Source organism: Pseudomonas sp. B20(2017) (assembly GCF_002113125.1).
GTDB lineage: Bacteria > Pseudomonadota > Gammaproteobacteria > Pseudomonadales > Pseudomonadaceae > Aquipseudomonas.
Map to the genome: position 1 here is coordinate 59,694 of NZ_NEJP01000018.1, position 25,395 is coordinate 85,088.

The 25,395-nt window shown below is 59.9% G+C and carries 25 protein-coding genes; 6 read left to right on the top strand and 19 right to left on the bottom strand.

Going from position 1 to position 25,395, the window contains the following annotated elements; genetic code table 11:
- Positions 1-14 precede the first annotated feature (14 nt).
- The 10 genes from tolQ to CAF63_RS23520 all read right to left on the bottom strand — a co-directional run bounded on the left by tolQ (position 15) and on the right by CAF63_RS23520 (position 7,898).
- Positions 15-710, bottom strand: a complete 696-nt coding sequence (tolQ, locus tag CAF63_RS23475; protein ID WP_007912733.1) for a protein TolQ — start codon at positions 708-710, stop codon at positions 15-17.
- On the bottom strand, positions 700-1,167 hold the full coding sequence (gene ybgC / locus CAF63_RS23480; protein ID WP_007951203.1) for a tol-pal system-associated acyl-CoA thioesterase: 468 nt from the start codon (positions 1,165-1,167) through the stop codon (positions 700-702). The genes tolQ and ybgC overlap by 11 nt, the downstream gene beginning before the upstream one ends.
- Before the next feature lie 127 nt (positions 1,168-1,294).
- Positions 1,295-2,356 (bottom strand): Holliday junction branch migration DNA helicase RuvB, encoded by a 1,062-nt coding sequence (gene ruvB, locus CAF63_RS23485; RefSeq protein WP_085689401.1) that lies wholly within the window; start codon positions 2,354-2,356, stop codon positions 1,295-1,297.
- Positions 2,357-2,965, bottom strand: coding sequence for a Holliday junction branch migration protein RuvA (ruvA, locus tag CAF63_RS23490; RefSeq protein ID WP_007951205.1), 609 nt, complete (start codon positions 2,963-2,965; stop codon positions 2,357-2,359).
- 114 nt (positions 2,966-3,079) lie between these two features.
- Positions 3,080-3,607, bottom strand: coding sequence for a crossover junction endodeoxyribonuclease RuvC (gene ruvC / locus CAF63_RS23495; RefSeq protein ID WP_007951206.1), 528 nt, complete (start codon positions 3,605-3,607; stop codon positions 3,080-3,082).
- Between the two features lie 139 nt (positions 3,608-3,746).
- Entirely contained in the window at positions 3,747-4,493 is a 747-nt protein-coding gene (locus tag CAF63_RS23500; protein WP_003227527.1) for a YebC/PmpR family DNA-binding transcriptional regulator, read from the bottom strand.
- A gap of 124 nt (positions 4,494-4,617) precedes the next feature.
- Entirely contained in the window at positions 4,618-6,393 is a 1,776-nt protein-coding gene (gene aspS / locus CAF63_RS23505; RefSeq protein ID WP_064599001.1) for an aspartate--tRNA ligase, read from the bottom strand.
- 108 nt (positions 6,394-6,501) lie between these two features.
- Positions 6,502-6,723, bottom strand: coding sequence for an FmdB family zinc ribbon protein (locus tag CAF63_RS23510; RefSeq protein WP_007951210.1), 222 nt, complete (start codon positions 6,721-6,723; stop codon positions 6,502-6,504).
- A 113-nt stretch (positions 6,724-6,836) separates the two neighbouring features.
- Positions 6,837-7,184 (bottom strand): ribbon-helix-helix domain-containing protein, encoded by a 348-nt coding sequence (locus tag CAF63_RS23515; RefSeq protein WP_085689404.1) that lies wholly within the window; start codon positions 7,182-7,184, stop codon positions 6,837-6,839.
- A gap of 243 nt (positions 7,185-7,427) precedes the next feature.
- On the bottom strand, positions 7,428-7,898 hold the full coding sequence (locus CAF63_RS23520; RefSeq protein WP_007951212.1) for a Dps family protein: 471 nt from the start codon (positions 7,896-7,898) through the stop codon (positions 7,428-7,430).
- A gap of 307 nt (positions 7,899-8,205) precedes the next feature.
- On the opposite strand from CAF63_RS23520, the gene CAF63_RS29130 reads away from it, so the two are divergent.
- Complete coding sequence (locus CAF63_RS29130; protein WP_085689407.1) at positions 8,206-8,808, top strand: cold-shock protein; 603 nt, start codon at positions 8,206-8,208, stop codon at positions 8,806-8,808.
- Between the two features lie 85 nt (positions 8,809-8,893).
- Here the strand turns inward: CAF63_RS29130 and CAF63_RS23530 are convergent, their stop codons facing one another.
- The gene (locus tag CAF63_RS23530) at positions 8,894-9,100 is read right to left on the bottom strand and encodes a SlyX family protein (protein WP_085689409.1); all 207 of its coding nucleotides are present in this window, start codon (positions 9,098-9,100) and stop codon (positions 8,894-8,896) included.
- A gap of 3 nt (positions 9,101-9,103) precedes the next feature.
- Positions 9,104-9,529 carry an HIT domain-containing protein gene (locus tag CAF63_RS23535; protein ID WP_085689412.1) on the bottom strand — a complete coding sequence of 142 codons (426 nt, stop codon included), beginning with the start codon at positions 9,527-9,529 and terminating at the stop codon, positions 9,104-9,106.
- Positions 9,530-10,428: 899 nt separating this feature from the next.
- Between CAF63_RS23535 and CAF63_RS23540 the strand changes: the two genes are divergently transcribed.
- Positions 10,429-11,775 carry an OprD family porin gene (locus tag CAF63_RS23540; protein ID WP_085689415.1) on the top strand — a complete coding sequence of 449 codons (1,347 nt, stop codon included), beginning with the start codon at positions 10,429-10,431 and terminating at the stop codon, positions 11,773-11,775.
- Between the two features lie 123 nt (positions 11,776-11,898).
- Here the strand turns inward: CAF63_RS23540 and CAF63_RS23545 are convergent, their stop codons facing one another.
- Both CAF63_RS23545 and CAF63_RS23550 read right to left on the bottom strand, forming a co-directional pair.
- Positions 11,899-12,738 carry a mechanosensitive ion channel family protein gene (locus CAF63_RS23545; protein ID WP_007951217.1) on the bottom strand — a complete coding sequence of 280 codons (840 nt, stop codon included), beginning with the start codon at positions 12,736-12,738 and terminating at the stop codon, positions 11,899-11,901.
- Positions 12,739-12,876: 138 nt separating this feature from the next.
- The gene (locus tag CAF63_RS23550; protein WP_011335651.1) at positions 12,877-13,362 is read right to left on the bottom strand and encodes a YajQ family cyclic di-GMP-binding protein; all 486 of its coding nucleotides are present in this window, start codon (positions 13,360-13,362) and stop codon (positions 12,877-12,879) included.
- A 140-nt stretch (positions 13,363-13,502) separates the two neighbouring features.
- Between CAF63_RS23550 and CAF63_RS23555 the strand changes: the two genes are divergently transcribed.
- The 3 genes from CAF63_RS23555 to CAF63_RS23565 are packed head-to-tail and all read left to right on the top strand — an operon-like array spanning position 13,503 to position 17,090.
- The gene (locus CAF63_RS23555) at positions 13,503-14,420 is read left to right on the top strand and encodes a putative 2-dehydropantoate 2-reductase (protein WP_085689418.1); all 918 of its coding nucleotides are present in this window, start codon (positions 13,503-13,505) and stop codon (positions 14,418-14,420) included.
- A gap of 45 nt (positions 14,421-14,465) precedes the next feature.
- Positions 14,466-16,502 carry a HAMP domain-containing sensor histidine kinase gene (locus CAF63_RS23560; protein ID WP_085689421.1) on the top strand — a complete coding sequence of 679 codons (2,037 nt, stop codon included), beginning with the start codon at positions 14,466-14,468 and terminating at the stop codon, positions 16,500-16,502.
- Positions 16,503-16,505: 3 nt separating this feature from the next.
- Positions 16,506-17,090: a cob(I)yrinic acid a,c-diamide adenosyltransferase gene (locus tag CAF63_RS23565; RefSeq protein WP_085689423.1), complete on the top strand. Its 585-nt coding sequence runs from the start codon at positions 16,506-16,508 to the stop codon at positions 17,088-17,090.
- Between the two features lie 134 nt (positions 17,091-17,224).
- Here CAF63_RS23565 and CAF63_RS23570 read toward each other — a convergent pair whose 3' ends face one another.
- The 4 genes from CAF63_RS23570 to secA form a co-directional block, all read right to left on the bottom strand.
- Positions 17,225-18,169, bottom strand: a complete 945-nt coding sequence (locus tag CAF63_RS23570) for a Nudix family hydrolase (protein ID WP_085689426.1) — start codon at positions 18,167-18,169, stop codon at positions 17,225-17,227.
- Positions 18,166-18,798 carry a glutathione S-transferase family protein gene (locus CAF63_RS23575; RefSeq protein WP_085689428.1) on the bottom strand — a complete coding sequence of 211 codons (633 nt, stop codon included), beginning with the start codon at positions 18,796-18,798 and terminating at the stop codon, positions 18,166-18,168. Before CAF63_RS23575 ends, CAF63_RS23570 begins: the two co-directional genes overlap by 4 nt.
- Positions 18,799-18,978: 180 nt before the next feature.
- Positions 18,979-20,196 carry a bifunctional glutamate N-acetyltransferase/amino-acid acetyltransferase ArgJ gene (gene argJ / locus CAF63_RS23580; RefSeq protein ID WP_085689431.1) on the bottom strand — a complete coding sequence of 406 codons (1,218 nt, stop codon included), beginning with the start codon at positions 20,194-20,196 and terminating at the stop codon, positions 18,979-18,981.
- Positions 20,197-20,318: 122 nt separating this feature from the next.
- Entirely contained in the window at positions 20,319-23,057 is a 2,739-nt protein-coding gene (secA, locus tag CAF63_RS23585; RefSeq protein WP_085689434.1) for a preprotein translocase subunit SecA, read from the bottom strand.
- Between the two features lie 307 nt (positions 23,058-23,364).
- Here secA and CAF63_RS23590 point away from each other — a divergent pair, with 307 nt between their 5' ends.
- On the top strand, positions 23,365-23,820 hold the full coding sequence (locus CAF63_RS23590; protein WP_085689437.1) for a DUF721 domain-containing protein: 456 nt from the start codon (positions 23,365-23,367) through the stop codon (positions 23,818-23,820).
- Between the two features lie 33 nt (positions 23,821-23,853).
- On the opposite strand, the gene CAF63_RS23595 is transcribed toward CAF63_RS23590, so the two are convergent.
- A complete protein-coding gene (locus CAF63_RS23595) occupies positions 23,854-25,341 on the bottom strand; it encodes a helicase HerA-like domain-containing protein (RefSeq protein ID WP_085689516.1) in 1,488 nt (495 codons plus the stop codon).
- Positions 25,342-25,395: the final 54 nt, after the last annotated feature.

The following is a 25,395-nucleotide window of genomic DNA, read 5'->3' on the forward strand; positions in this document are numbered from 1 at the left end:
CGGGAAATACCTGCTTATTCTTCGCTGGTGTGCACTTTGCGGTGCAGGATCGCCTGGAATTCATCGGCGAAGGTGTAGTAGCGGCTCAGCAAAGTTTCGCTGCGGGCAGAGAAACGGTTGTAAGCGATAACGGCCGGGATCGCAGCGAACAGACCGATCGCGGTGGCAATCAGGGCTTCGGCGATGCCGGGTGCCACGGTAGCCAGGGTTGCCTGTTGTGCGCTGGCCAGACCACGGAAGGAGTTCATGATCCCCCAGACCGTACCGAACAGACCGATGTAAGGGCTGACGGAACCAACAGTGGCGAGGAACGGCAAGCTCTGTTCGAGCTTCTCTTCTTCACGGGAGATGGCGACGCGCATGGCACGGGCCACGCCTTCCATCACCGCTTCAGGATCGACGCCTGGCTGCTGACGCAGACGGGAGAACTCCTTGAAGCCGGCACGGAAGATCTGCTCGACGCCCGAATCCGGGTCCGGGTTGCTGCCGGCCTGACGGTAGAGTTTGGACAGGTCGATACCCGACCAGAAGCGCTCCTCGAAGCTCTCCAGGGCACGTCGACCGGCGCGCAGCAGGTTGCTGCGCTGAAAGATCATGATCCATGAGGTCACCGATGCGGCCACCAGGGTCAACATTACCAACTGCACCACGATGCTGGCATTGCTGACCAGGCTCCACATGGAGGAATGGTCGACGACGTTAGCTTCCACGCTTTATCTCCTGCTTTGAGTGTGTACCCGTGCCGACCGCGTCGGCAAAGGCCGCACGCAGGTCTTCGGGAAGGGCCCGGGGTTTCAAACTGTTAGTGCGCACACAGGCCACCAGAAACTGCCCTTCGCAGAGCAGCACATTATCCGTCGCCCGCCTGACCTGCTGTCGAAAGCGCAGGCTGGCACGGTTCAATTCGATTACATCAGCGCTTACCAGAAGCTCGTCGTCCAGTCGCGCCGGCGCGTGATAACGCGCTTCGCTGGAATGCACGACGAACAACAGGTCCTCCCCTGCCAGCGCCGACTGGGCAAAGCCCAGCTCCCGGAGCCGCTCGGTTCGAGCCCGTTCCATAAACTTGAGGTAATTAACGTAATACACGATGCCGCCCGCATCGGTGTCCTCGTAATAAACGCGACAACGATGTGCGAACGGCTCAAGCCCGTTTTGCGCGCGCATACTCTAGTGCTTACTCCTCGGGTTGCCAATCCGGCCAGGCAACTGTTTTTCGTTGTTCAAAGGCTTTACCGCAAAAGTACCGTCCTGAGACAGTACAAACGCTGAATAAATCGCCAATAAATGTGTATCAATCGTCCACGGCATCGAGAAACTCGTCTGCCACGGGCATCTCGCCCATTCGTGTCGGAATGTTTAAACCAAAATGCAGATACGCGTGGCGGGTGACCACCCTGCCTCTCGGCGTACGCATGATGTAGCCCTGCTGAATCAGGTACGGCTCGAGCACGTCCTCAATGGTGTGGCGTTCTTCACTGATCGCCGCCGCCAGACTGTCGATGCCCACCGGGCCGCCATCGAACTTTTCGATCATGGTCAAGAGCAGACGCCGGTCCTGATGATCGAAACCGTGCTCGTCGACATCCAGCAGGTTCAGCGCCAGATCCGCGACGGACTTGGTGATGTGCCCCTTGGCCCGGACTTCGGCGAAATCCCGCACCCGGCGCAACAGTCGGTTGGCGATTCGCGGCGTGCCCCGAGCGCGGCGAGCGATCTCGAAAGACCCTTCCGGATCCAGCGGCAGGCCAAGAATGCTCGCCGAACGGCTGACAATCGTCGCCAGATCAGCAGTGCTGTAGAACTCGAGGCGCTGGACGATGCCGAAACGGTCGCGCAACGGGTTGGTCAGCATACCTGCCCGCGTGGTTGCACCGACCAGGGTGAACGGCGGCAGATCGAGTTTGATCGAACGCGCCGCCGGCCCTTCACCGATCATGATATCGAGCTGGAAATCTTCCATGGCCGGGTACAGCACTTCTTCAACAATCGGCGACAGACGATGGATTTCATCGATGAACAGCACATCGTGCGGTTCAAGATTGGTCAACAGCGCCGCCAGGTCCCCCGGACGCTCAAGCACCGGACCGGAAGTGCTCTTGATCGATACGCCCATTTCCTCGGCGATGATGTTCGCCAGGGTGGTTTTACCCAGCCCCGGCGGACCGAAGATCAGGGTGTGGTCGAGGGATTCGCTACGACCACGGGCGGCCTGGATAAACAGTTCCATCTGCTCGCGAACGGTCGGCTGGCCGATGTATTCGGCCAGACTGACGGGACGTATCGCCCGATCCTGGACTTCTTCGCGCTCACGCGGACTGTGCGTGGCGGCGATCAGACGATCAGCTTCAATCACTTAAATCATTCCCTTCAGGGCGCGTCGAATCATGTCTTCGCTGCTCAGGCCTTTCTCTTTGATTGCGGAAATCGCCTTGCTCGCTTCCTGTGGCTTGTAACCCAGGGAAATCAGCGCGCTGACCGCATCATTCTCGGCGGTATTGACCGGCGCCGGGCCGTCCGGCTGGTTCGGAACCAGCGCAAACATGGCCGGCGAGGTTTCCCAGGCCTTGAAGCGATCCTTGAGTTCGACCAGCAGGCGCTCGGCAGTTTTCTTGCCCACGCCCGGCACCTTGGTCAGCGCCGAGGTGTCCTGGGATTGCACGCAGCGAATCAGTTCGTCGACTTCCAGACTCGACATCAAGGCCAGGGCCAGTTTCGGCCCCACACCATTGAGACGGATCAACTCGCGAAAAAAGTCTCGCTCACGCTTGCCGGCAAAACCATAGAGTAACTGCGCGTCTTCGCGTACGACCAAATGGGTGTGCAGGGTCAGCGGTTCACCGACCGACGGCAGACGATAAAGGGTGGTCATGGGCACTTCCAGCTCATACCCGAGGCCGTTTACATCCAGAATCAGGTGCGGCGGCTGTTTTTCAGCCAGAGTGCCGCGCAAGCGTCCAATCACGTTTCAGATCCTTGAGCGTTGGCCAGCCGTGGGCTGGCGACCGACAGAACATGGATTGACGGCCGACGACCCAGGCGCGAAATCCACATTCCGTGAAATTGACTGCTGATGCTATCAGAGACGCAGGCGCCCGCCACGACTGCGTGCCGTTCCCAAGCCGTGCGGCAACAGACTGGAGCGTGTGTGGGCGTGACAAATGGCAATCGCCAGGGCATCCGATGCGTCGATTTGCGGTTTGCTGGTCAACTTGAGCATGTGCATGACCATCATCTGCACCTGCTCCTTATTGGCCGCACCGGTTCCCACCACGGCCTGCTTGACCTGGGTGGCCGTGTACTCGGCAATCTCCAGGCTTTCTTCGGCGCCGGCAACGATAGCGGCCCCACGGGCCTGCCCGAGCTTGAGCGCCGAATCGGCGTTTTTCGCCATGAACACCTTTTCGATGCCCATGGTGACCGGGCCGTAGGTCTGGATGATTTCCCGTACGCCGCGATAGACGATCTGCAACCGCTCATGCAGCTCGCCGGCACCGGTGCGGATGCAGCCCGAGGCGACATAGATGCAGCCGCCACGTCCGGTATCGCGAACAATGCCGTAACCGGTAATGCGCGAACCGGGGTCGATACCAAGAATTAAAGTCATAAGCCTGCTGGTTCGAAGAAACACAAAAACAAATGTGGGAGCTGGCTTGCCAGCGATGACGGTGTGTCAGGCGCCATCATTTCCTGATGTGCCGACGCCATCGCTGGCAAGCCAGCTCCCACATTGAGCCTAGTCGCTCTTAACCGAGCTGAGCGGCCACGTCTTCCGGAATGTCCGCGTTGGAGTAGACGTTCTGCACGTCGTCCAGGTCTTCCAGCATGTCGATCAGCTTGAGTACCTTCTCGGCGCCCTCCAGATCCAGTTCGGCGCTGGTGGTCGGCTGCATGACGATTTCAGCGTCATCCCCCTTGAAACCAGCGGCTTCCAGGGCATTGCGAACAGCGTAGAAGCTGGTGAACGAAGTGAACACGTCGATCGAGCCATCTTCGTGGCTGACCACGTCGTCAGCATCGGCCTCCAGCGCCGCTTCCGTCAGTGCGTCTTCGTCTACGCCCGGCGCAAAACTGATCTGGCCCTTGCGTTCGAACAGATAGGCCACCGAACCGTCGGTGCCGAGATTGCCGCCACACTTGCTGAACGCGTGGCGCACGGCCGCTGCGGTACGGTTGCGGTTGTCGGTCATGCACTCGACCATCACCGCCACGCCACCCGGGCCGTAACCTTCGTAGGTCAGCTCTTCAACGTTGTCGGCTTCGGTCGCGCCGGCGCCACGAGCCACGGCACGGTCGATGATGTCCCGGCTCATGTTGGCGCCCAGCGCTTTGTCCAGTGCTAGACGCAGACGCGGGTTGGAGCCCGGATCACCGCCGCCCTGACGGGCCGCCACGGTCAGTTCGCGGATCCACTTGGTGAAGATCTTGCCTCTCTTGGCATCCTGGCGTTCTTTGCGGTGCTTGATGTTCGCCCACTTGGAATGACCTGCCATAACTCGCTCCGAATTCTCTTGAACAATGCCCGCCATGCAGATGCATCGGCCAGCAAAAAAATCTTGTTTTCAATCACTGCAGAAAGAAAAAAGGCGCATCCGAAGATGCGCCTTCAGGCCCGTCTTACTCGGCCTTTGGCGTTTCGCGCAAACGAATGTGCAATTCGCGCAATGCCTTCGCATCCACAACACCCGGCGCCTGCGTCATCACGTCGGCAGCACTCTGGGTTTTCGGGAAGGCGATCACTTCACGGATCGACTGGGCGCCGGTCATCAGCATCACCAGACGGTCCAGACCGAAGGCCAGACCACCGTGCGGCGGCGCGCCATATTTCAGGGCGTCGAGCAGGAAGCCGAACTTCTCTTCCTGCTCCGCTTCGTTGATGCCCAGCAGACGGAATACCGCCTGTTGCATCTCTTTGCGGTGGATACGGATCGAACCGCCACCCAGCTCGGTGCCGTTCAGCACCATGTCGTAGGCACGGGACAGAGCGCCAGCCGGGTTGGCTTCCAGCTCTTCCGGCGAGCACTTCGGTGCGGTGAACGGGTGGTGCAGAGCCGAGAAGCTGCCGTCGTCGTTCTCTTCGAACATCGGGAAGTCAACAACCCACATCGGAGCCCATTCGCAGGTCAGCAGCTTCAGGTCGTGACCGAGCTTGATACGCAGCGCACCCAGGGCTTCGCTGACGATCTTGGCCTTGTCGGCGCCGAAGAACACGATGTCGCCGTCTACTGCGCCGACGCGATCGAGGATCACGTTCAGGTTGGCTTCCGGGATGTTCTTCACGATCGGCGATTGCAGACCGTCAACACCGGCAGCACGCTCGTTGACCTTGATGTACGCCAGGCCCTTGGCACCGTAGATGCCGACGAACTTGGTGTAGTCGTCGATCTGCTTGCGCGGCATGCTCGCCCCGCCTGGAACGCGCAGTGCGGCGATACGGCATTTCGGATCGTTGGCAGGGCCGCTGAAGACCTTGAAATCCACTTCTTTCAGCTGATCGGCCACGTCGACCAGTTCCAGCGGGTTACGCAGGTCTGGCTTGTCGGAACCGTAACGACGCATGGCTTCTTCGAAGGTCATGTGCGGGAATTCGCCGAACTCCAGACCCAGCACTTCCTTGAACAGGTTGCGGATCATGCCTTCGGTCAGGCCCATGATGTCTTTTTCGTCGAGGAAGCTGGTCTCGATGTCGATCTGAGTGAACTCAGGCTGACGGTCGGCACGCAGGTCCTCGTCGCGGAAGCATTTGGCGATCTGGTAGTAACGGTCGAAGCCGGCGACCATCAGCAGTTGCTTGAACAGCTGTGGCGATTGCGGCAGTGCGAAGAACGAACCGGCGTGGGTACGGCTCGGTACGAGGTAGTCACGCGCGCCTTCCGGAGTGGCACGGGTCAGGATCGGCGTTTCGACGTCGAGGAAGCCGTTCTCGTCGAGGTAGCGACGGATGCTGGTGGTCATGCGCGAACGCAGACGCAGCTTCTCGGCCATTTCCGGACGACGCAGGTCCAGGAAGCGATAACGCAGGCGGGTTTCTTCGCCGACGTCGGAGAACTCGTTCAGCGGGAACGGCGGGGTTTCCGACTCGTTCAACACTTCGAGCTCGTAGCCCAGCACTTCGATCATGCCCGACGCCATGTTGGCGTTGGTGGCACCGGCCGGACGCAGACGCACCTTGCCGGTGATCTTCACGACGTATTCGCTGCGCACGCGATCGGCGGCGGCGAAGCTCTCGGCGCGATCCGGATCGAACACTACCTGGGCCAGACCGTCACGATCACGGATATCGAGGAAAATCACCCCGCCGTGGTCGCGACGACGGTGAACCCATCCGCAAAGGGTAATTTCCTGGCCTTCCAGGCTTTCGTTCAGTTGGCCGCAATAATGGCTGCGCATCATGGTAGTGGTTCGCTTCTCGTAATTCGAAATTCGGTGGAGATCCGGTTGCACTCAAGCACTGTGCAACCTGTGGAAACTCGCGCGTGTCGTTCGACCTGGGTTTGAACCCTAGTCAGATTTGTCGCCACCGGCCAGATTCTTCTTCGCGCCGGTCTTGAAATCGGTTTCGTACCAGCCGCTGCCGCTGAGGCGAAAGCCCGGCATGGATAGCTGCTTCTTGAGTTCCGGCGCCTGGCAGGCAGGGCAATCGACCAGTGGTGCGTCGCTGATCTTTTGAATGGCTTCCAACTGATGACCACAGGAAGCACATTGGTAATCGTACATCGGCATGGGGTTGTCTCGGAAATCAGATTGCCAGCACACGCAGGGCTGTGCGGCGAAAGAGCGGGATTATATCCATTAAATGCGGCCTGTGCAGCCGGAAGACTGCACAGGCCGTCTTGTCAGTGACAACCCGCGTCGTGCTTCACCGGGGAATCCCGCAGGCCATGCACCACACACACCACCCGTACCAGACCGCTGAAGTTTTTCACCCCGCCATGGCGCAGGTGGACTTCACGATCGACGCGGGACAACAGCGTGCCGACCGAACAGCAATTGTCGTCGGCCATCCGGCCCAGGATGTTCCAGTAAACCTGCTCCAGCCGCATGCAGGTCGCGAACCCGTTCAAGCGTACCGACCGGGACAGCGGCCGGATCAACGCCATGTCAAACCCGCCGAGAAACGGCTCCCCGAACATGTCCTGCTGCAAACCGACAGCAATGTTGCCTCGCCTGTCTCCACCATCCATATCGCTGACACTCCTTTGTCATTTCTGCGCCTGTGATCAAGGCGAGTTCCTGTGACCTCATTAGAAGCGCAGGTGCAAAGGCAGATCCAGATGACTTTTTGACCATCCACGTAGGATAAGCCAACGCGATACGGAGGATCGTGGAGCGGCGGGTCGTCTTCCTTTTTTCCTACCGTCGTGAATGATTTTTCCGGGCAAAAAAGAGAAAAGCGCACGAACGAAAGATCCGTGCGCTTCCCGCTATCAAGCCTCGAGCAGGGCGCGCAACATCCACGCAGTTTTCTCATGAACCTGCATGCGCTGGGTAAGCAGGTCGGCAGTCGGCTCATCGCTGACTTTATCCAGCAGAGGGAAAATCCCCCGCGCCGTGCGCGTGACCGCTTCCTGCCCCTCGACCAATTGTTTGATCATGTCCTCGGCACTCGGCACGCCCTCCTCTTCCTTAATAGAAGACAGACGCGCGTAGGTCGCGTACGCGCCCGGCGCCGGAAAGCCCAGCGCCCGAATGCGTTCGGCGATCGAATCGACCGCCAGGGCCAGTTCGTTGTATTGCTCCTCGAACATCAGATGCAGGGTCCGAAACATCGGCCCGGTGACGTTCCAGTGGAAGTTGTGAGTCTTCAGATACAACACGTAGGTGTCCGACAGCAGGCGCGAGAGCCCTTCGACGATGGATTTGCGGTCCTCTTCACTGATACCGATATCGATTGCCATGCTTACCCCCTAACGGCGATTGAATTCATCCAGCAGGTGTCGGTTCACTGTAGCAAGGCCACCCCCGCCCCGCAGCCCCCGTATGACCCCGATAGACGCGACAAATTGTCCACCACGCACCGCTGGCCGGTGTGATTTGAGTAGCCGCAGGCTTTGCTGTTAAATAGGCAGTGTGTCGCTACGCCCCGTTTTCCGGGCCTGCGCATAGGCTGGTGCCGTGCACGTGTCCAACGCCTCTTATTGTTCCGAAGCGAACCGTGCGCCTTCAGCTCTTCCTTGTGAGCCGTCATAACGTGAGTCAATAAAAATGTTGAAAATCGTCCACCTGCTAATGGGCGCAGCAGCCTTGCTGCTGTCCTTCATACCTAGCCTGAAGTCCGAAGCGGTACCTTACCTGCAACAACCCGATGCACTTTACCTGGCCTTTTTCGGCCTGCTGAACCTGATCCTTGCGCCAGTCATCCCTTACTGGAACAAAGGTCCGCGCCAGCATCTGCAAAACCTGGTCAGCGCCTTGCTGGTTCTGACCGTCGTCCTGCAAACCCTGACCCTGATCGCGCCGATGCCTGTCATCGCCGGCCAACCAGCCGTGCTGTTCAGCCTGGTGATCGCTCTGGTTGCCGTGGTCCTGCACCTGGCCGTCAGTTTCTACAAGTCCTCCCCGGCCGCCGCTCCCACCAGCTACGACATGAGCAATCGCGATACCGGCACCGTCAAGTGGTTCAACACCTCCAAGGGCTTCGGCTTTATCTCCCGGGATTCCGGCGATGATATTTTCGTGCACTTTCGCGCCATCCGTGGCGAAGGCCACCGCGTCCTGGTCGAAGGCCAGCGCGTGGAGTTCTCGGTGATGAACCGTGACAAGGGCCTGCAGGCCGAAGACGTGATCGCCGCCCTGCCGCGTCGCTGATCCACGCCCCGCAATAAAAAAACCGCGAACAGCCTGGCTGTTCGCGGTTTTTTAATGGGAGCACGGGAGCATGCCCGCACACATTTCAATAGTGTGGCGGTGGCGCATCTTCTTCAAACGATCCGATCTGCCCCACCATTTCTTCCTGGCGCTTGAGTACGGCTGCCATCTGCAATTGCAGGCGCTCGACCACTCGCTGCTGTTCCACCAGCACATCGTTCAATGCCTGAATGGTGTCGTCCTGAAACGCCAGGCGGCTTTCCAGTTCGGTAACACGTTGTTCGAAGCTCATGACTCAGCCCTCCAGAAAAGTGAAGTCTTCGTCCAGCACCAGACGCAGGCGTTCGCGGATCGCGGCCACTTGCTCGGCACTGTAAGGCCTGGCGGGATGCTTGCCCCAGACCGGCGCCGGCCAGGCGGCATCGTCCCGTTTACGCACGATCACATGCATATGCAGTTGGCTGACCACATTACCCAGGCTCGCGACATTCATCTTGTCGGCGTCGAACGAATCCTTGAGCACCTCGGCCAAGGCAGTGGTTTCCTGCCACAGGCGCTGCTGGTCGGCGACATCCAACTGAAACAACTCGCTGATATCGTCGCGGCGTGGCACCAGGATGAACCACGGGTAGTTGGCGTCGTTGGACAACAGCAGTCGGCAAAGCGGGAAATCGCCGATGGTCAGCGTGTCCTGTTGAAGTCGTGGATCTAAAGCAAACACTGCGCGCACTCCCGGCGAAATGACCTGTTTACAGCTTAGCGCCCTGCTTTGAAAGCAGTGCACCAAGCGACAGGACGGCAGCATACCTGCGATTGGAGCGACCTTCACGGCGAACAGCGTTGCGGCAAGAATTCTTCCACGCCCCGGGATGTGACATTTATGACTCATGCGCACCAGAACGGAACCGGGAGCGCGAACGAATCGAGCAATATGACCGCCTGACACCTCAGCCTTTACGTTCATCCAGCGACCCAACTGTATGAATTCAGTACAGCCTTTGAATTTTTTTGCACCAAAACCGCACAGTGCGTCTACGCTCAGTGCGTCGGGCATCCGCCGAATACTCACCCAAGGGGTGAACCGGTAACGTTTTTGGTTGTCGCGCTGCGACTTTCAGGGAGCAACACCATGCGAAGGATGGCGTCAAGCCTGATTGAAAGGCCCTCGAAGCCCCCGGTTTTATGAGGCTTTTACAGCATCAGACGAGCGCCCTTAAAAAAACCGGAACAATTCAGCGGTTTGTGCACGCTTGTTGCATTCATACCCATATGGACTATAAGCGCACCACAAGAAGTGGATGCCTTGAGCCCCATAAAAACAGTGGCAGGGTTGCCCGATGGAGATTCAAGCGTTTTGCCAAGGGACTCTTTTTTACCGATGCTCAAGCCCTGTAAAACAGCGCTGAAGTTGTCAGTCCCATTGCATTTGGACTGTAAATTTGCGACACCTAGCAAGCTGATTGCGACACGCTCGTAAAGAAGCTGAAAGGTTGAATGCGCAAGTATCGCCAACATGGTCGGCGTGATATAAGTTTGCGCCGACACAAAAAGAAAGAGCCGCCCAGATAATAAAACAGGTGGGACGGCAGTACTCTTCTAAAACCAAAGGAGCAAATCACGATGCGCGTGATGAAGTGGAGCATGATCGCACTGGCAGTTGCAGCAGCAGCCAGTACTCAGATGGCTACGGCCGCACCGTTCGTAAGTGACCAGGCTGAAGCCAAAGGCTTTGTTGAAGACGCGAAAGCTGATTTGCTGATTCGCAACTATTACTTCAACCGTGACAACAAAGACGGTGCCCGTGACGTAAAAGACTGGACCCAGGGTATCTGGGGCAACTTCAGCTCCGGTTACACCCAAGGCACTGTTGGCGTCGGCGTTGATGCGTTCGGCTACCTGGCCATCAAACTGGACGGCGGTGCCGGCACCAGCGGCTCCGGCAACATGAGCCGCAGCAACGAATTCAATGCAAACGGTTCCCGCGACCCTGACGACAGCCAAGGCAAAGCCGGCGCTGCCATCAAGTTCCGCGTATCGAAAACCGAGCTGAAAATCGGTGACATGCAGCCTACCACCGCTCCGGTGTTCGCTATCGGCGGCTCCCGTATCCTTCCGCAAACTGCCAGCGGTTTCCAACTGCAGAGCAGCGAGATCAAAGACCTTGACCTCGAAGCCGGTCACTTCTACTCGGCAACCAGCCAGGACCGTAACTCCCGTGAAGGCGGTCTGTACGCGACCTACGCTGGCGTTGAAGCCAACACCATCGACTACTTCGGTGGCAAGTACGGCATCACCGAAAACCTGAGCGCATCGCTCTACGGCGCCAAACTGGAAGACATCTGGAACCAGTACTACGCCAACGTGAACCTCACCACTCCATTTGGTGGTGACACTTCGCTGAACACCGACTTCAACATCTATCGCACCACCGACACCGGTAGCGCGAAAGCCGGTGACATCAGCAACACCGCGTTCTCCCTGGCCACCGCCCTCTCGTTCCTGAAAGCGCACACCATCACCCTGGCCTTCCAGAAGGTCAACGGCGACACTCCGTTCGACTACATCGGCGTGGGCAAGAACAACCGTGGCGGCGACTCGATCTTCCTCGCCAACTCCATCCAGTACTCTGACTTCAACGCCCCGGGCGAGAAGTCTGCCCAGATCCGTTACGACATCAAAATGGCCGAGTACGGCGTTCCAGGTCTGAGCTTCATGACCCGCTACGTTAAAGGCTGGGACATCGACGGCACCCACACTCCGGCAGGCAGCGCCTACACCGGTCTGTATGGCGAAGATGGCAAACACAATGAAACCAACTTCGAAGCCAAATACGTAGTTCAGTCTGGCCCGGCCAAAGACCTGTCCTTCCGTATTCGTCAGGCCTGGCACTTTGCTAACGCCGACGAAGGTGAAGGCGATACCAAAGAGTTCCGTCTGATCGTCGACTACCCGCTGTCGCTTTTGTAATCGCACCGAGTTAGTTGCGGTAACAAAACAAAAAGGCCCATCTTCGGATGGGCCTTTTTTATTGTCTGTCACTGGTAATAGATGCCTGACCGATAAGTCAGGCAATTAATTAGCAACCTATCATTACACTGCCGATTCCTGAACCACACGAATCACTCGTTGTGGAAAAGGAATATCAATGCCAGCCGTCTTTAAACGATCACGCGACTGTTCGTTAAACATGAACATCACATCCCAGTAATCCGCAGTTTTAACCCACACACGCAGAGAAACAGTGATCGAACTGTCACCCAGTGTCGAAATAACGGCCTGAGGTGCCGGATCCTGCAACACGCGATCATCCTTGGCCAGATCCAGCAGCACCTGACGGGCCTTTTGCAGATCGGCTTCGTAATCCACACCTACGTCGAACACAACCTTGCGGGTTGGCTGACGGTTGGTGTTGGTAATGATGCCGTTCGACAGATTGCCGTTCGGGACGATGATGGTCTTGTTGTCGCCGGTGCGCAGCACGGTGTGGAAGATCTGGATGCTGTCGACGGTACCCGCCACACCCTGGGCTTCGATCCAGTCACCAATGCGGAACGGACGGAACAGCAGAATCAGCACGCCGCCGGCGAAGTTCGCCAGGCTGCCCTGCAACGCCAGACCGATGGCCAGGCCGGCCGCACCGATCGCCGCGACGAACGAAGTGGTTTCGACGCCGATCATCGACGCCACGCTGACGATCAGCAGCACCTTGAGAATAATGTTGGCCAGGCTGCTGATGAAACCTTGCAGCGCCAAGTCGGCATTGCGCAGGGCCAACAGGCCGCCAAGCTTTTGCGTGACCTTGTTGATCAGCCACCAGCCGATGGCCAGGGTGATCACCGCCAGCAGCACACGGCTGCCGTATTCCATGATCATCGGAATCCACGCCTGGGATGCCTTGACAAGGTTGTCTACCTCAGCATTCAAATCCATCTTTTATCTCCTGATTACCGGCTTCCCGGGCTGTAAAAAACCAGCGGCAGAAAGACCGGGCCGTAATAGGCTCAATCGTTTCTGCCGTTGCTTGGGCCTCGGACGCTTTAAACGCCGAGAGGTTCCCGACCGGAAAGCTTAGTCGCGGAAGTTGTTGAACTGCAGTGGCATGCCGAATTCCTTGGCACGCAGGGCTGCGATGGCTTCCTGCAGGTCGTCACGCTTCTTGCCGGTCACACGCACCTGCTCGCCCTGAATGGCGGCCTGTACCTTGAGCTTGGCTTCCTTGATGTGGCCGACGATCTTCTTCGCCAGTTCCTTGTCGATGCCTTCCTTGAGGACGGCGTCCTGCTTCATCAGCTTGCCCGAGGCGAAGGAGTCTTTGACTTCCAGGCACTGCACGTCGATCTTGCGCTTGACCAGGGCCAGCTTGAGGATCTCGATCATCGCTTCCAGCTGGAAATCGGCTTCAGCGGTCAGGTGGACGGTCAGGTCCTTTTCCTTGTATTCGAAGCTGCCCTTGCCTTTCAGGTCATAACGACGATCGAGTTCCTTCACGGCGTTCTCGACCGCGTTGGTGAGTTCGTGTTTGTCCAGTTCGGATACCACGTCGAACGACGGCATGTAATCTCTCCAATAAAAAGGCGCGCTCGTACAGGACGCGGCGCGCTTGGCTTGCGGTTAAAATCGGGCTCATTATAACGGGTCTTTTCCCACCGACACGGCGAGCCTTGCATGCCTGTACCTTACCGAGTGAAAAACTGATGTCCACCCCCTGGCATGTCCTCGGCGCCGGAAGTCTCGGCACGCTCTGGGCCACGCGTCTGGCCCGGGCCGGATTGCCGGTCCGGCTGATCCTGCGCGACATCGACCGCTTGCACGACTATGCAACGGCGGGCGGGCTGACCCTCGTCGAACAAGGCATCGCCAGCCGTTACGCCATCCCCGGCGAAACCCCGGACAGCCCCGAACCGATCCGCCGCCTGCTCGTGGCCTGCAAGGCCTACGACGCCGAAGCGGCTGTGGCCGGACTTGCCCACCGTCTGGCAGCGGACGCCGAACTGATCCTTTTGCAGAACGGCCTCGGCAGCCAGGAAGCGGTCGCCGCGCGAGTCCCGCAAGCCCGCTGTATCAGCGCCTCCAGCACCGAAGGCGCATTTCGCGACGGCGACTGGCGCGTGGTGTTCGCAGGCCATGGCTACACCTGGCTAGGGGACGCCGGTCATCCGGTAGCACCGATCTGGCTGGACGATCTCGAGGCGGCGAAAATCCCCCATGAATGGAGCGCCGACATCCTCACCCGCCTGTGGCGCAAACTGGCACTCAACTGTGCGATCAATCCGCTGACGGTGCTGCACGACTGCCGCAACGGCGGCTTACAGCAGCATCACTGCGAAGTCGCCACCCTGTGCGGCGAACTGACCGAACTGCTGGAACGCTGTGGGCAACCGGCCGCAGCGGACAACCTGCAACAGGAAGTCGAACGGGTGATCCAGGCCACGGCAGCGAATTTCTCGTCCATGCATCAGGACGTGGCCAGCAAACGCCGCACCGAGATCAGCTATTTGCTTGGGCATGCCTGCAAGGTTGCAGAACGTCATCAGTTGAGCCTCCCGCATCTCAAGCAATTGCAACAGCGACTGACCGCTCATCTGCACAGTCTCGGATTGCCCGTCGACTGAGCAGCGGCTACGCTGGCCACTTGTTCCTTTTCTGCGATAAACCTGATGCCATTGCGCCAGCGTCTTGAAAACCTGCCGGTCGGCCAGAAACTGCTGGCTGCCCTGCTGGTGCTGTTGACCACCGTACTGCTGGTCGCCAACCTGACCTTTATCAGCGCCGCCTATTACATCTCCCAGGAAAGCATGGCGCCTCAGGCGTTGCAGACCATTGGCCGGCTGGTATCCAATCCGAGCCTGGTGGCCGAAGCCTTGCAGTCGCCGCAAAGCGCCGAGCGGCTGCTCAAGGAACTCGACAGCTATTCCCCGCTGCGCGCCGCCGCTTTATACGACGGCAAAGGCGAACGTCTGGCGCAGTTGCAACACGGCGACAAACTCAAATTGCCAGAGCGCTATCGACACATCGAAGCCTGGCAACTGACCGAATTTCGCAGCAATCAACTCATCACCCTGCCCCGTCCCGGCACTGCACCGGGCCACCTGCTTTTGGTGGCCAGCAGCGAACTGCCAGTAGCGTTCTATACCGGCACACTCACGGCCAGTCTGGGGATCCTGATTTTCAGTGTGCTGCTTTGGCTGGTCATCGCGCGGCAGATCAAGCGCCTCATTACCCGGCCGATCCATCAACTCGAAGAACTGTCCCGCCAGGTGACCCGCGAAGAAAACTACGCCCTGCGCGCCTCCCGGGGCAATCATGACGAAATCGGCAGCCTCGCCGAAGCATTCAACACCATGCTTTCGCGCATCGAGGCTCGGGAGCAGCAGCTCAAGCGCGCCCGCGACGATTCCCAGGCAGCCTACGATCAGGCGCAGGGTCTGGCGGAAGAAACCCGCCACACCAACCGCAAGCTGGAACTGGAAGTCCAGGTGCGCAGCAAGATCGAGAAGAAACTCACCGGTTTCCAGAACTACCTCAACAGCATCATCGACTCCATGCCCTCGGCGCTGATCGCCCTCGACGAGCAGCTCTACGTCACGCAGTGGAACCAAGAGGCCAGCGCGCTTTCCGGTACACGGCTGGACGAAGCGCTGAACCAGCCGATCTTCCTCGCGTTTGAACCGCTCAAGCCGTTTCTGCCCCAACTCAAGCAGACCGTTGAACAGCATACCGTGGCGAAAATCGAACGCGTGACCTGGTTCAAGGATGATGAGCCCAAGCATTACGCCCTGACGTTCTATCCGTTGATGGGCGGATCCGGGCGCGGCGTGGTCATCCGGATCGACGACATCACCCAGCGCCTGTCACTGGAAGAAATGATGGTGCAGTCGGAAAAAATGCTCTCGGTCGGCGGCCTCGCCGCCGGCATGGCCCACGAGATCAATAACCCGCTCGGGGCGATCCTGCACAACGTGCAGAACATTCGTCGGCGGTTGTCGACGGATCTGCCAAAAAACCTGGAGCAGGCCGAGCAACTGGGCATCGAACTCGATACCGTGAACCGCTACCTGCAAGGGCGGGAAGTCCCGCAACTGCTCGACGGCATCCAGCAGGCCGGTGCCCGTGCGGCGAAAATCGTCACCCACATGCTCAGTTTCAGTCGCCGCAGCAACCGCCAGATGGCGCCGTGCGACCTGCCGGCACTGATCGATCAAGCGGTGGAAATCGCCGGCAACGACTTCGACCTGGCCATCGGTTTCGATTTCAAGGGACAGGCGATTGTCCGTCAGTTTGACCCGGCGCTGGGCCCCGTGCCGGGCACCGCAAACGAGCTTGAGCAGGTATTGCTCAACCTGCTGAAAAACGCCGCGCAGGCCATTCACCAACGTGAAGATGACAGCGAACCGGGGCGGATCATCCTGCGCACCCGACTCAATCCGCCGTGGGCTGAAATTCAGGTCGAAGACAACGGCATCGGCATGAGCGAAAACGTACGCAAGCGCACCTTCGAGCCGTTTTTCACCACCAAGGAAATCGGCCAAGGCACGGGACTCGGGCTGTCGGTGTCGTACTTCATCATTACCAACAACCACAAAGGGCAGATGGAAGTGCAGTCGGCGCCGGGTCAAGGCACCTGCTTCACCCTGCGCCTGCCGCTGGCGCAACCGGCGCCCATCGCCGCCGAAACCAATCAACTACCGAGGTAAACCATGGGCTTTCGCTTGTCGAAGATCTACACCCGCACCGGCGACAAGGGCGAAACCGGGCTGGGCGACGGCCGCCGGGTACCGAAGGACCATCCGCGCATTGAGGCTATCGGCGAGGTCGATACGCTGAACAGCCAGGTCGGCGTGCTGCTGGCCGGACTGATTGCCGAACGCGAAACCAGCCCTGGGCTTGATGAATTGATCGACGTGTTGGCACCCTGCCAACACCGGTTGTTCGACCTTGGCGGTGAACTGGCGATGCCGGAGTATCAGGCATTGAACGCAGCAGAAATCGAACGGCTGGAAGCCGCCATCGATGTGTGGAACGAGGAATTGGGGCCGCTGGAGAACTTCATTCTGCCGGGTGGTTCGATGCTGATTGCCCAAGCGCATGTCTGTCGCAGCCTGGCGCGCAGTGCCGAGCGGCGCTGTCAGCATTTGAATGCAATCGAACCATTGACCGGGGTCGGCCTGGCTTACATCAATCGCTTGTCGGATCTGTTGTTTGTGGCGGCCAGGCTGATTGCGCGGCGCCAGGGTATTGCAGAAATCCTGTGGCAGCCGGCAGCAAAACCCACAGAAAAGTAGCGCCTGACAAACCTTCGTCGGAACGCCGCCCGGAGCAAGCTCGCTCCCACAGTTGACCGGGTTCCGACAGACAGAATGCGGTCGAATGTGGGAGCGAGCTTGCTCGCGATGAGGCGGGCAGAATCAACAAAAACTCAGGTCTGTGGCCAGAACGCCCGAATCCCCGCCACACCCTGAGCCCCGGCGCTCCACGCTTTTTCGCGCTCCGCCGGGCCGACGCCGCCCAACAGAAACACCGGTTTGCTGAAACCTTCGATCAGCGTCGAAGCCTGTTCCCAGCCCAGCGGTTGCGCATCCGGGTGAGTCAGGGTCGGCTGCACCGGCGACAGGGTGACGAAATCCACACCCATCTGCTCGGCCAGTGCCAGTTCCTCAGCGTTGTGGCAGGACGCCGCCAACCAGCGCTCCGCCGGTAGCGGACGCCCCGCTGCCGCGTACTTGCGCAACTGCGCCGAGGTGATGTGCCAACCGGCGGACGGGAAATCGCCCAACCACTCGAACGGCCCCTTGATCATCAGCTGCGCCTTGCCGGCGCACAGGCCGACCGCGTCCACCGCGAGGTCGCGGTATTTCGGATCGTAGCCATTGGGCGCACGCAACTGAATCAGCTTGATCCCACCGGCAATCGCCTTCTGGATACCGCGCAGCAAGGCCGGGGCTTCCAGATCTTCAGGAGTGATCAGGTATTCAGCGGGCAGACGCGCCGCCGCCACGATCGGCTGGTTGGCTGCCGGGAAGTCGTAACCCGTCAGTTCCTTGGCCGAAACCCACGCCAAGGGCTGGCCTTCGGCACCATGGGGTTCGCCGGTGAAGCTCGAGACTTCCCAGACATCCAGCAACACCTGCTTGTCCGGGTAATCATGGCGTACCTTGATCAGCGGCCGCGCGGCGCCGACGACAATGCCCAACTCTTCGTGCAGCTCGCGGGCCAGCGCGCTTTGCACCGACTCGTCGGCTTCGACCTTGCCACCGGGAAATTCCCAGAGGCCGCCCTGATGCTGGGTATCGGCACGGCGGGCGATCAGAATCTTGCCGCTGCCGTCACGAATGACGGCGGCGGCGACGTGTACACGTTTCACGACTGCAATTCCTCCAGTCCAGCCTTTTGCCAGGCTTTGAAGGCCGGCCATTGGTAGACGGTTTCAACATAGGCTTCATCTTCGGCCGGCAGCTTCACCTGATAGGTGCGCAGACGCACGGCAATCGGGGCGAAGAACGCATCGGCCAGCGACACCCGACCAAACAGGAACGGCCCTGACTCGGTGGCCACGGCACGGCATTCGGCCCACAGCGCGAGCATGCGCTCGACATCGACCTTCACTTCCGGCGGCACCGGGTTGAGCGGCGCGTCGTGGCTCAGGTTGAACGGCATGTGGTTGCGCATCGCGAAGAAACCGCTGTGCATCTGCGCGCAGGCTGATCGAGCCTGAGCACGGGCCGCAATATCGGTCGGCCACAACTGCTCGGAAGGAAACTGTTCAGCCAGGTATTCGGCAATCGCCAGAGAGTCGGCGATGGTGCCCCGGGCGGTTTTCAGCAGCGGCACCTTGGCGGTCGGCGAATGCGCCAGCAGCCGCTCGCGGGTGTCGGGCTTGCCGAGTTTGACCAGTTCTTCGGTGTAGGGCGCGCCGGTCAATTCAAGCGCCAGCGCCGCGCGCAGGGACCAGGAGGAAAGCAGTTTGTCGCCGATGATCAGGTGAAGGCTCATGATTGAGGTGCCTTTTCGTCAGAGAATCAGTTTCAGACTCGTAGCGTCTGATCTGCCGTCTTCGCGGGCAAGCCCGCTCCCACAGTGATTGTTGTCGGGCCCAAAGCTTGTGTACACCGTCGAATCCTGTGGGAGCGGGCTTGCCCGCGAAGAGGCCAGTCGCCCACTCCCTGTTTCAGATCAGGTGCGGTATTCGGCGTTGATCTTCACGTACTCGTGGGACAGGTCGGTGGTCCAGATGGTTTCGCTGCAATCACCGCGACCCAGCTCGATACGGATGGTGATCTCTTCCTGCTGCATCACCGCCGAGCCCTGGGCTTCGGTGTAGGTCGCGGCGCGGGCGCCACGGCTGGCGATGCACACTTCGCCGAGGAATACGTCGATCTTGCTCACGTCCAGATCCGGCACGCCGGCACGGCCGACGGCGGCGAGGATGCGACCCCAGTTCGGGTCGGAGGCGAACAGTGCGGTCTTGATCAGCGGCGAGTGGGCCACGGTGTAGCCGACGTCCAGGCACTCCTGGTGATTGCCGCCGCCGTTGACTTCAACGGTCACGAACTTGGTCGCGCCTTCGCCGTCACGCACGATGGCCTGGGCCACGTCCATGCACACTTCGAACACGGCCTGTTTCAGCTTGTTGAACAGCTCGCCTTCGGCACGGGTGATTTCCGGCAGCGCAGCCTTGCCGGTGGCGATCAGCATGCAGCAGTCGTTGGTCGAGGTGTCGCCGTCGATGGTGATGCGGTTGAACGACTTGTTGGCGCCGTCCAGCATCAGGTTTTGCAGCACGTCACGGGAGACTTTGGCGTCGGTGGCGATGTAGCCGAGCATGGTCGCCATGTTCGGACGGATCATCCCCGCGCCCTTGCTGATGCCGGTGACGGTGATGGCCACGCCGTCATGCTGGAACTGGCGGCTGGCGCCTTTGGGCAGCGTGTCGGTGGTCATGATGCCAGTGGCGGCAGCTTCCCAGTTGTTTTCCGACAGATCGTCCAGTGCGGCCTGCAAGGCGCCCTCGATCTTCTCGACCGGCAGCGGCTCGCCGATCACGCCGGTGGAGTACGGCAGGATCTGACTGGCATCCACACCGGTCAGTTCGGCCAGTTTGGCGGTTGTTCGCTCGGCGGCTGCCAGGCCCGGTTCGCCGGTGCCGGCGTTGGCATTGCCGGTGTTGGTCAACAGGTAGCGCACCGGGTTCTGCACGCGCTTCTTGGCCAGGATCACCGGAGCTGCGCAGAAAGCGTTCAACGTAAACACGCCCGCCACGGTGGAACCTTCGGCGCAACGCATCACGACGACATCCTTGCGCCCCGGGCGCTTGATGCCGGCCGAAGCGATACCGAGTTCAAAACCGGCAACCGGGTGCAACGTTGGCAAAGGACCAAGACCAACAGCCATGAATGCGCTCCTTACTCAATGATGTCAGCACCGCCAAGCGTAGTGGCGGTGGTGTAAATGGCAAAACGCCGCGACGGCTGGTGCCGGTCGCGGCGCGGGTATTTCAGCGATTGAAACGGGGTTTACTGGATCTGCCCGTGGCAATGCTTGAATTTCTTGCCCGAACCGCAGTAGCACAGTTCGTTGCGGCCCAGCTTCTGCTCGTTGCGAACCGGGGCGGCGGCGAGGGCCACATCGACCTCTTCACCGACCAGTTCCGGTTGCGCTTCCAGGCCAGGAGCCTCGGCGTGTTCGAACTGCATGCGGGCGGCCAGTGCTTCGGCTTCCTGACGCAGGCGTTGTTCTTCTTCGGCCGGATCTTCGCGGCGAACCTGAACGTGCGACAGCACGCGGATCGAGTCGCGCTTGATCGAATCCAGCAGCTCGGAGAACAGCGTGAAGGACTCGCGCTTGTATTCCTGCTTCGGGTTCTTCTGCGCATAACCACGCAAGTGGATGCCGTGACGCAGGTGATCCATGGTCGACAGGTGGTCTTTCCACAGATCGTCCAGTACGCGCAGCACGATCTGCTTCTCGAACGAGCGCAGGGCTTCGGCACCCGCCTGGTCTTCTTTTTCGTTGTAGGCGGCGATCAGCTCGTTCATCAGCTTCTCGCGCAGGGTTTCTTCGTACAGGTGATCGTCTTCGTCGAGCCATTGCTGGATCGGCAGCTTCACGCCGAAGTCGCTGGCGATCGACGCTTCCAGACCCGCCACGTCCCACTGCTCTGGCAGCGATTGCGGCGGAATGTGCGCGCTGACGGTAGCGTTCAGGACATCCTGACGGAAATCAGCGATGGTTTCGCCGATGTTGTCCGCAGCCAGCAACGTGTTACGCATGTGATAGATCACTTTACGCTGCTCGTTGTTGACGTCGTCGAACTCAAGCAGTTGCTTGCGGATGTCGAAGTTGCGGCCTTCAACCTTGCGCTGCGCCTTCTCGATGGCATTGGTCACCATGCGGTGCTCGATCGCTTCACCGGATTGCATGCCCAGGGCCTTCATGAAGTTCTTCACCCGGTCAGAGGCAAAGATGCGCATCAGGCTGTCTTCCAGCGACAGGTAGAAGCGGCTGGAACCGGCGTCACCCTGACGGCCGGCACGGCCACGCAGCTGGTTGTCGATACGACGGGATTCGTGACGCTCGGACGCGATCACCTGCAGACCGCCGGACTCCAGCACTTGCTGGTGACGCTTCTGCCAGTCGGCCTTGATCTGGGCAATCTGCTCAGGGGTCGGGTTTTCCAGCGACGCGACTTCAACTTCCCAGTTGCCGCCCAACAGGATGTCGGTACCACGACCGGCCATGTTGGTAGCGATGGTCAGTGCACCCGGACGACCCGCCTGCGCAATGATTTCAGCTTCTTTTTCGTGGAACTTGGCGTTCAGAACCTTGTGTTCGATGCCTTCCTTCACGAGCAATGCGGACATGTGCTCGGAGGTTTCGATGGTCGCAGTACCCACCAGCACCGGACGGCCGGCGGCCATGCTTTCCTTGATGTCGTTGACGATCGCCGCGTACTTCTCTTCGGCGGTCAGGAACACCAGGTCGTTGTAATCCTTACGGGCCAACGGCTTGTTGGTCGGGATGACGACGACCTGCAGACCATAGATCTGATGGAATTCGAACGCTTCGGTGTCCGCAGTACCGGTCATGCCGGACAGCTTTTCGTACAGACGGAAGTAGTTCTGGAACGTGGTCGATGCCAGGGTCTGGCTCTCGGCCTGAATGTTCAGGTTTTCCTTGGCTTCGATGGCCTGGTGCAGGCCTTCGGACAAACGACGGCCGGGCATGGTACGGCCGGTGTGTTCGTCGACCAGTACGACCTGACCGTCCTGCACGATGTATTCGACGTTGCGGTGGAACAGCTTGTGCGCACGCAGACCGGCGTAAACGTGAGTCAGCAGGCTCAGGTTATGCGCGGAGTACAGGCTCTCGCCCTCGGCCAGCAGGCCGATGCTGGTCAGTTGGTCTTCGATGAACTGGTGACCGGCTTCGTTGAGTTCGACCTGACGGGTCTTCTCGTCGACGGTGTAATGGCCTTCCTGGGTGACTTCGCCTTCGACTTCTTCGACGTGCAGCTTGAGTTTCGGGATCAGCTTGTTGATCTCGATGTACAGCTTGGAGCTGTCCTCGGCCTGACCGGAAATGATCAGCGGGGTACGCGCTTCGTCGATGAGGATGGAGTCGACTTCGTCGATCACGGCAAAGTTGAGTTCGCGCTGGAATTTCTCTTCCATGCTGAACGCCATGTTGTCGCGCAGGTAGTCGAACCCGAATTCGTTGTTGGTGCCGTAGGTGATATCGGCAGCGTAGGCGGCGCGCTTCTCTTCCGGCGGCTGGAACGGCGTCACGATGCCGACGCTCAGACCGAGGAATTCATACAGCGGACGCATCCAGTTGGCGTCGCGGCGGGCCAGGTAATCGTTCACGGTCACAACGTGCACGCCCTTGCCGGACAGCGCGTTGAGGTAAACACCCAGTGTACCCACCAGGGTCTTGCCTTCACCGGTGCGCATTTCGGCAATCTTGCCTTCGTGCAGGGTCATGCCGCCGATCAGCTGGACGTCGAAGTGGCGCATGCCCATGACGCGCTTGCCGGCTTCGCGGGCGACCGCAAAGGCTTCCGGCAACAGCTTGTCGAGGGTCTCCCCCTTGGCAATGCGGTCCTTGAACTCTGCGGTCTTGGCGCGCAGTTGATCGTCCGAGAGGGCGACCATCTTCTCTTCGAAGGCATTGACGAGCTGCACCGTCTTGAGCATGCGCTTGACTTCACGCTCGTTCTTGCTTCCAAAAAGTTTTTTTAACAAAGGCGCAAACATATCGGCAGGATCTTCCACACTAAAGGGATGGAGGGCGGCCCCGTGAGTCGCCCGTGCAGCCCTCATGGCCGCATGCGAACGAGCATTCTACCCGGAAACGGTGGTGAGGAAAGTGGGGATATTCCACGATGCTGGCACTGCGCTTTGACGGGGCTCACTTAAAATAGGGGCGTTTTGCTCAACTTCAAGCCGTTCATGGCAGAAGTCAGTCGTTGATTTAATGGGCAAAACAGCGGCAAAAGCAATGGGCGAGTGAATCGGACGCTTTCTGCTACCATGGCGGCTCTGTTACTTCAGGTGTTCGATCATGGCATTTCGCCCTCTCACGGCCAGAGCACCCGCCGTTCTGCTTCGCGAAGCCAAGCCGCTCAAAGCCATCCTCGGCCACGCCCAACGACTGGGCCATCTGCAACGCCTGCTCGAAAGCCAGTTGCAACCCGCCGCCCGCGAACACTGCCATGTGGCGTCTTGGCGTGAAGGCAGTCTCCTGCTTATCGTCACCGACGGACATTGGGCGACGCGCCTGCGCTACCAGCAGAAGCGCCTGCAACGGCAACTGCAGATGTTCGACGAGTTCGCCAGCCTGACGCGAATCCTGTTCAAGGTGCAGCCACCGACTGTCCAGAGCGGCGCCGCCGGTCACACGATCGACCTGTCAGTGAATGCAGCGGCAACCATCCAGGCTACCGCCGACGGAATCAGCGATCCAAACCTGCGGGCAGCGCTGGAACGACTGGCGGCGCACGCAAAACCAAAATCCTGACAAAAAACCTGTGGGAGCGAGCTCCCACGGGATTTATCGGCGCTTGCTGCCCCCCAGCAATGACCCCATCAAGCCGCGCACCAACTGTTTACCCAGTGAATTCGCGGCCTGGCGCATGGCCGATTTGAGCGCCTGCCCCGCCGCCGTGCCGAGAAACTCCCCGGCCTTGTCCGCCAGACTCGGCTCTTCGGCCGCCGGCTTGCCCGGTGCCGCTTCAGCCTCCGGCGCCAGCCCCTTGCGCCCCATCAGGATTTCATAGGCCGATTCACGGTCGATCGGTTTGTCGTAGCGCCCCTTGAACGGTGAGCCGGCGATCAGCATCGTGCGCTCGGTCTCGGTCAACGGCCCGATCCGCGATTGCGGCGGCGCCACCAGCACCCGCTGGACCGTTTCCGGCGTGCCTTTCTCTGCAAGCGTACCCACCAGCGCCTCGCCGATCCCGAGCTCGGTCAACACCGACAACGTATCGAACGCCGGATTCGGCCGGAAGCCGTCCGCCACCGCCCGCAGGGATTTCTGCTCCTTGGCGGTGAACGCGCGCAGGCCGTGCTGGATCCGCAAACCTAGTTGCGCCAGCACATCGTCCGGCAGATCACTCGGCGACTGTGTGACGAAGTACACACCGACACCTTTGGAGCGGATCAGCCGCACCACCTGTTCCAGACGTTCCTGCAACGCTTTGGGCGTATCGCCGAACAACAAATGCGCTTCGTCGAAAAACAGCGCCAGCAGCGGCTTGTCGGCATCGCCACGCTCCGGCAACTGCTCGAACAATTCGGCCAGCAGCCACAGCAGGAAGGTCGCGTAGACCTTCGGCGCCTCATGCACGAGACGGCTGGCGTCAAGCAAATGAATGCGCCCGCGACCATCAGCGGCCGGTTGCAGAATGTCCTCCAGTTGCAACGCTGGCTCGCCGAACAACGCTTCGGCGCCCTGCTGCTCCAGCGTCGCCAGACGCCGCAACAGCGCCTGACTGGAACCGGTGGTGAACAGCGCCGCGTCCTCGCCCAGCAACTGCGGATTGTCCTTGAGATGATTGAGCAGCGCTTTCAGGTCTTTAAGATCCAGCAGCAACAGCCCTTCGCGGTCAGCGACCTTGAATGCTGCGTACAGCGCCGATTGCTGGCTGTCGGTCAGTTCCAGCAAGGCGCCGATCAGCAATGGGCCCATTTCGCTCAATGTGGTGCGCAATGGATGACCGGACTGACCGTGAATGTCCCACAAGCTCACGGGATACGCCTGAGGCGTGTGATTGAGCCACGGCATGCCGGCAATGCGCTCGGCGATCTTGCCCTGAGGGTTACCGGCAGCACCCAGACCGCACAGATCACCCTTGACGTCGGCGGCGAACACCGCGACCCCGGCGTCGCTGAAGGCTTCGGCCAGCCGCTGCAAAGTGACGGTCTTGCCGGTGCCGGTGGCGCCGGCCACCAGTCCGTGCCGGTTGGCCAGGCGCATGGCCTGGGCGATCGGTTGCCCCGCGAGGTCGGCGCCGATTACGAGTTGCGAGGAGTCATGCATTTGGTCACCCAATGGTTAATCTTTGTCGAGCATGGCCGATAGAAAGGAGTGAGA

Bases quoted from the DNA above. Each gene is read 5' to 3' on its own strand.
- ybgC (WP_007951203.1), bottom strand. From the start codon at position 1,167: ATGCGCGCGCAAAACGGGCTTGAGCCGTTCGCACATCGTTGTCGCGTT.
- ruvC (WP_007951206.1), bottom strand. From the start codon at position 3,607: ATGACTTTAATTCTTGGTATCGACCCCGGTTCGCGCATTACCGGTTAC.
- CAF63_RS23500 (WP_003227527.1), bottom strand. From the start codon at position 4,493: ATGGCAGGTCATTCCAAGTGGGCGAACATCAAGCACCGCAAAGAACGC.
- aspS (WP_064599001.1), bottom strand. From the start codon at position 6,393: ATGATGCGCAGCCATTATTGCGGCCAACTGAACGAAAGCCTGGAAGGC.
- CAF63_RS23510 (WP_007951210.1), bottom strand. From the start codon at position 6,723: ATGCCGATGTACGATTACCAATGTGCTTCCTGTGGTCATCAGTTGGAA.
- CAF63_RS23515 (WP_085689404.1), bottom strand. From the start codon at position 7,184: ATGGATGGTGGAGACAGGCGAGGCAACATTGCTGTCGGTTTGCAGCAG.
- CAF63_RS23520 (WP_007951212.1), bottom strand. From the start codon at position 7,898: ATGGCAATCGATATCGGTATCAGTGAAGAGGACCGCAAATCCATCGTC.
- CAF63_RS29130 (WP_085689407.1), top strand. From the start codon at position 8,206: ATGTTGAAAATCGTCCACCTGCTAATGGGCGCAGCAGCCTTGCTGCTG.
- CAF63_RS23530 (WP_085689409.1), bottom strand. From the start codon at position 9,100: ATGAGCTTCGAACAACGTGTTACCGAACTGGAAAGCCGCCTGGCGTTT.
- CAF63_RS23540 (WP_085689415.1), top strand. From the start codon at position 10,429: ATGCGCGTGATGAAGTGGAGCATGATCGCACTGGCAGTTGCAGCAGCA.
- CAF63_RS23545 (WP_007951217.1), bottom strand. From the start codon at position 12,738: ATGGATTTGAATGCTGAGGTAGACAACCTTGTCAAGGCATCCCAGGCG.
- CAF63_RS23550 (WP_011335651.1), bottom strand. From the start codon at position 13,362: ATGCCGTCGTTCGACGTGGTATCCGAACTGGACAAACACGAACTCACC.
- CAF63_RS23555 (WP_085689418.1), top strand. From the start codon at position 13,503: ATGTCCACCCCCTGGCATGTCCTCGGCGCCGGAAGTCTCGGCACGCTC.
- CAF63_RS23560 (WP_085689421.1), top strand. From the start codon at position 14,466: ATGCCATTGCGCCAGCGTCTTGAAAACCTGCCGGTCGGCCAGAAACTG.
- CAF63_RS23565 (WP_085689423.1), top strand. From the start codon at position 16,506: ATGGGCTTTCGCTTGTCGAAGATCTACACCCGCACCGGCGACAAGGGC.
- CAF63_RS23575 (WP_085689428.1), bottom strand. From the start codon at position 18,798: ATGAGCCTTCACCTGATCATCGGCGACAAACTGCTTTCCTCCTGGTCC.
- argJ (WP_085689431.1), bottom strand. From the start codon at position 20,196: ATGGCTGTTGGTCTTGGTCCTTTGCCAACGTTGCACCCGGTTGCCGGT.
- secA (WP_085689434.1), bottom strand. From the start codon at position 23,057: ATGTTTGCGCCTTTGTTAAAAAAACTTTTTGGAAGCAAGAACGAGCGT.
- CAF63_RS23590 (WP_085689437.1), top strand. From the start codon at position 23,365: ATGGCATTTCGCCCTCTCACGGCCAGAGCACCCGCCGTTCTGCTTCGC.
- CAF63_RS23595 (WP_085689516.1), bottom strand. From the start codon at position 25,341: ATGCATGACTCCTCGCAACTCGTAATCGGCGCCGACCTCGCGGGGCAA.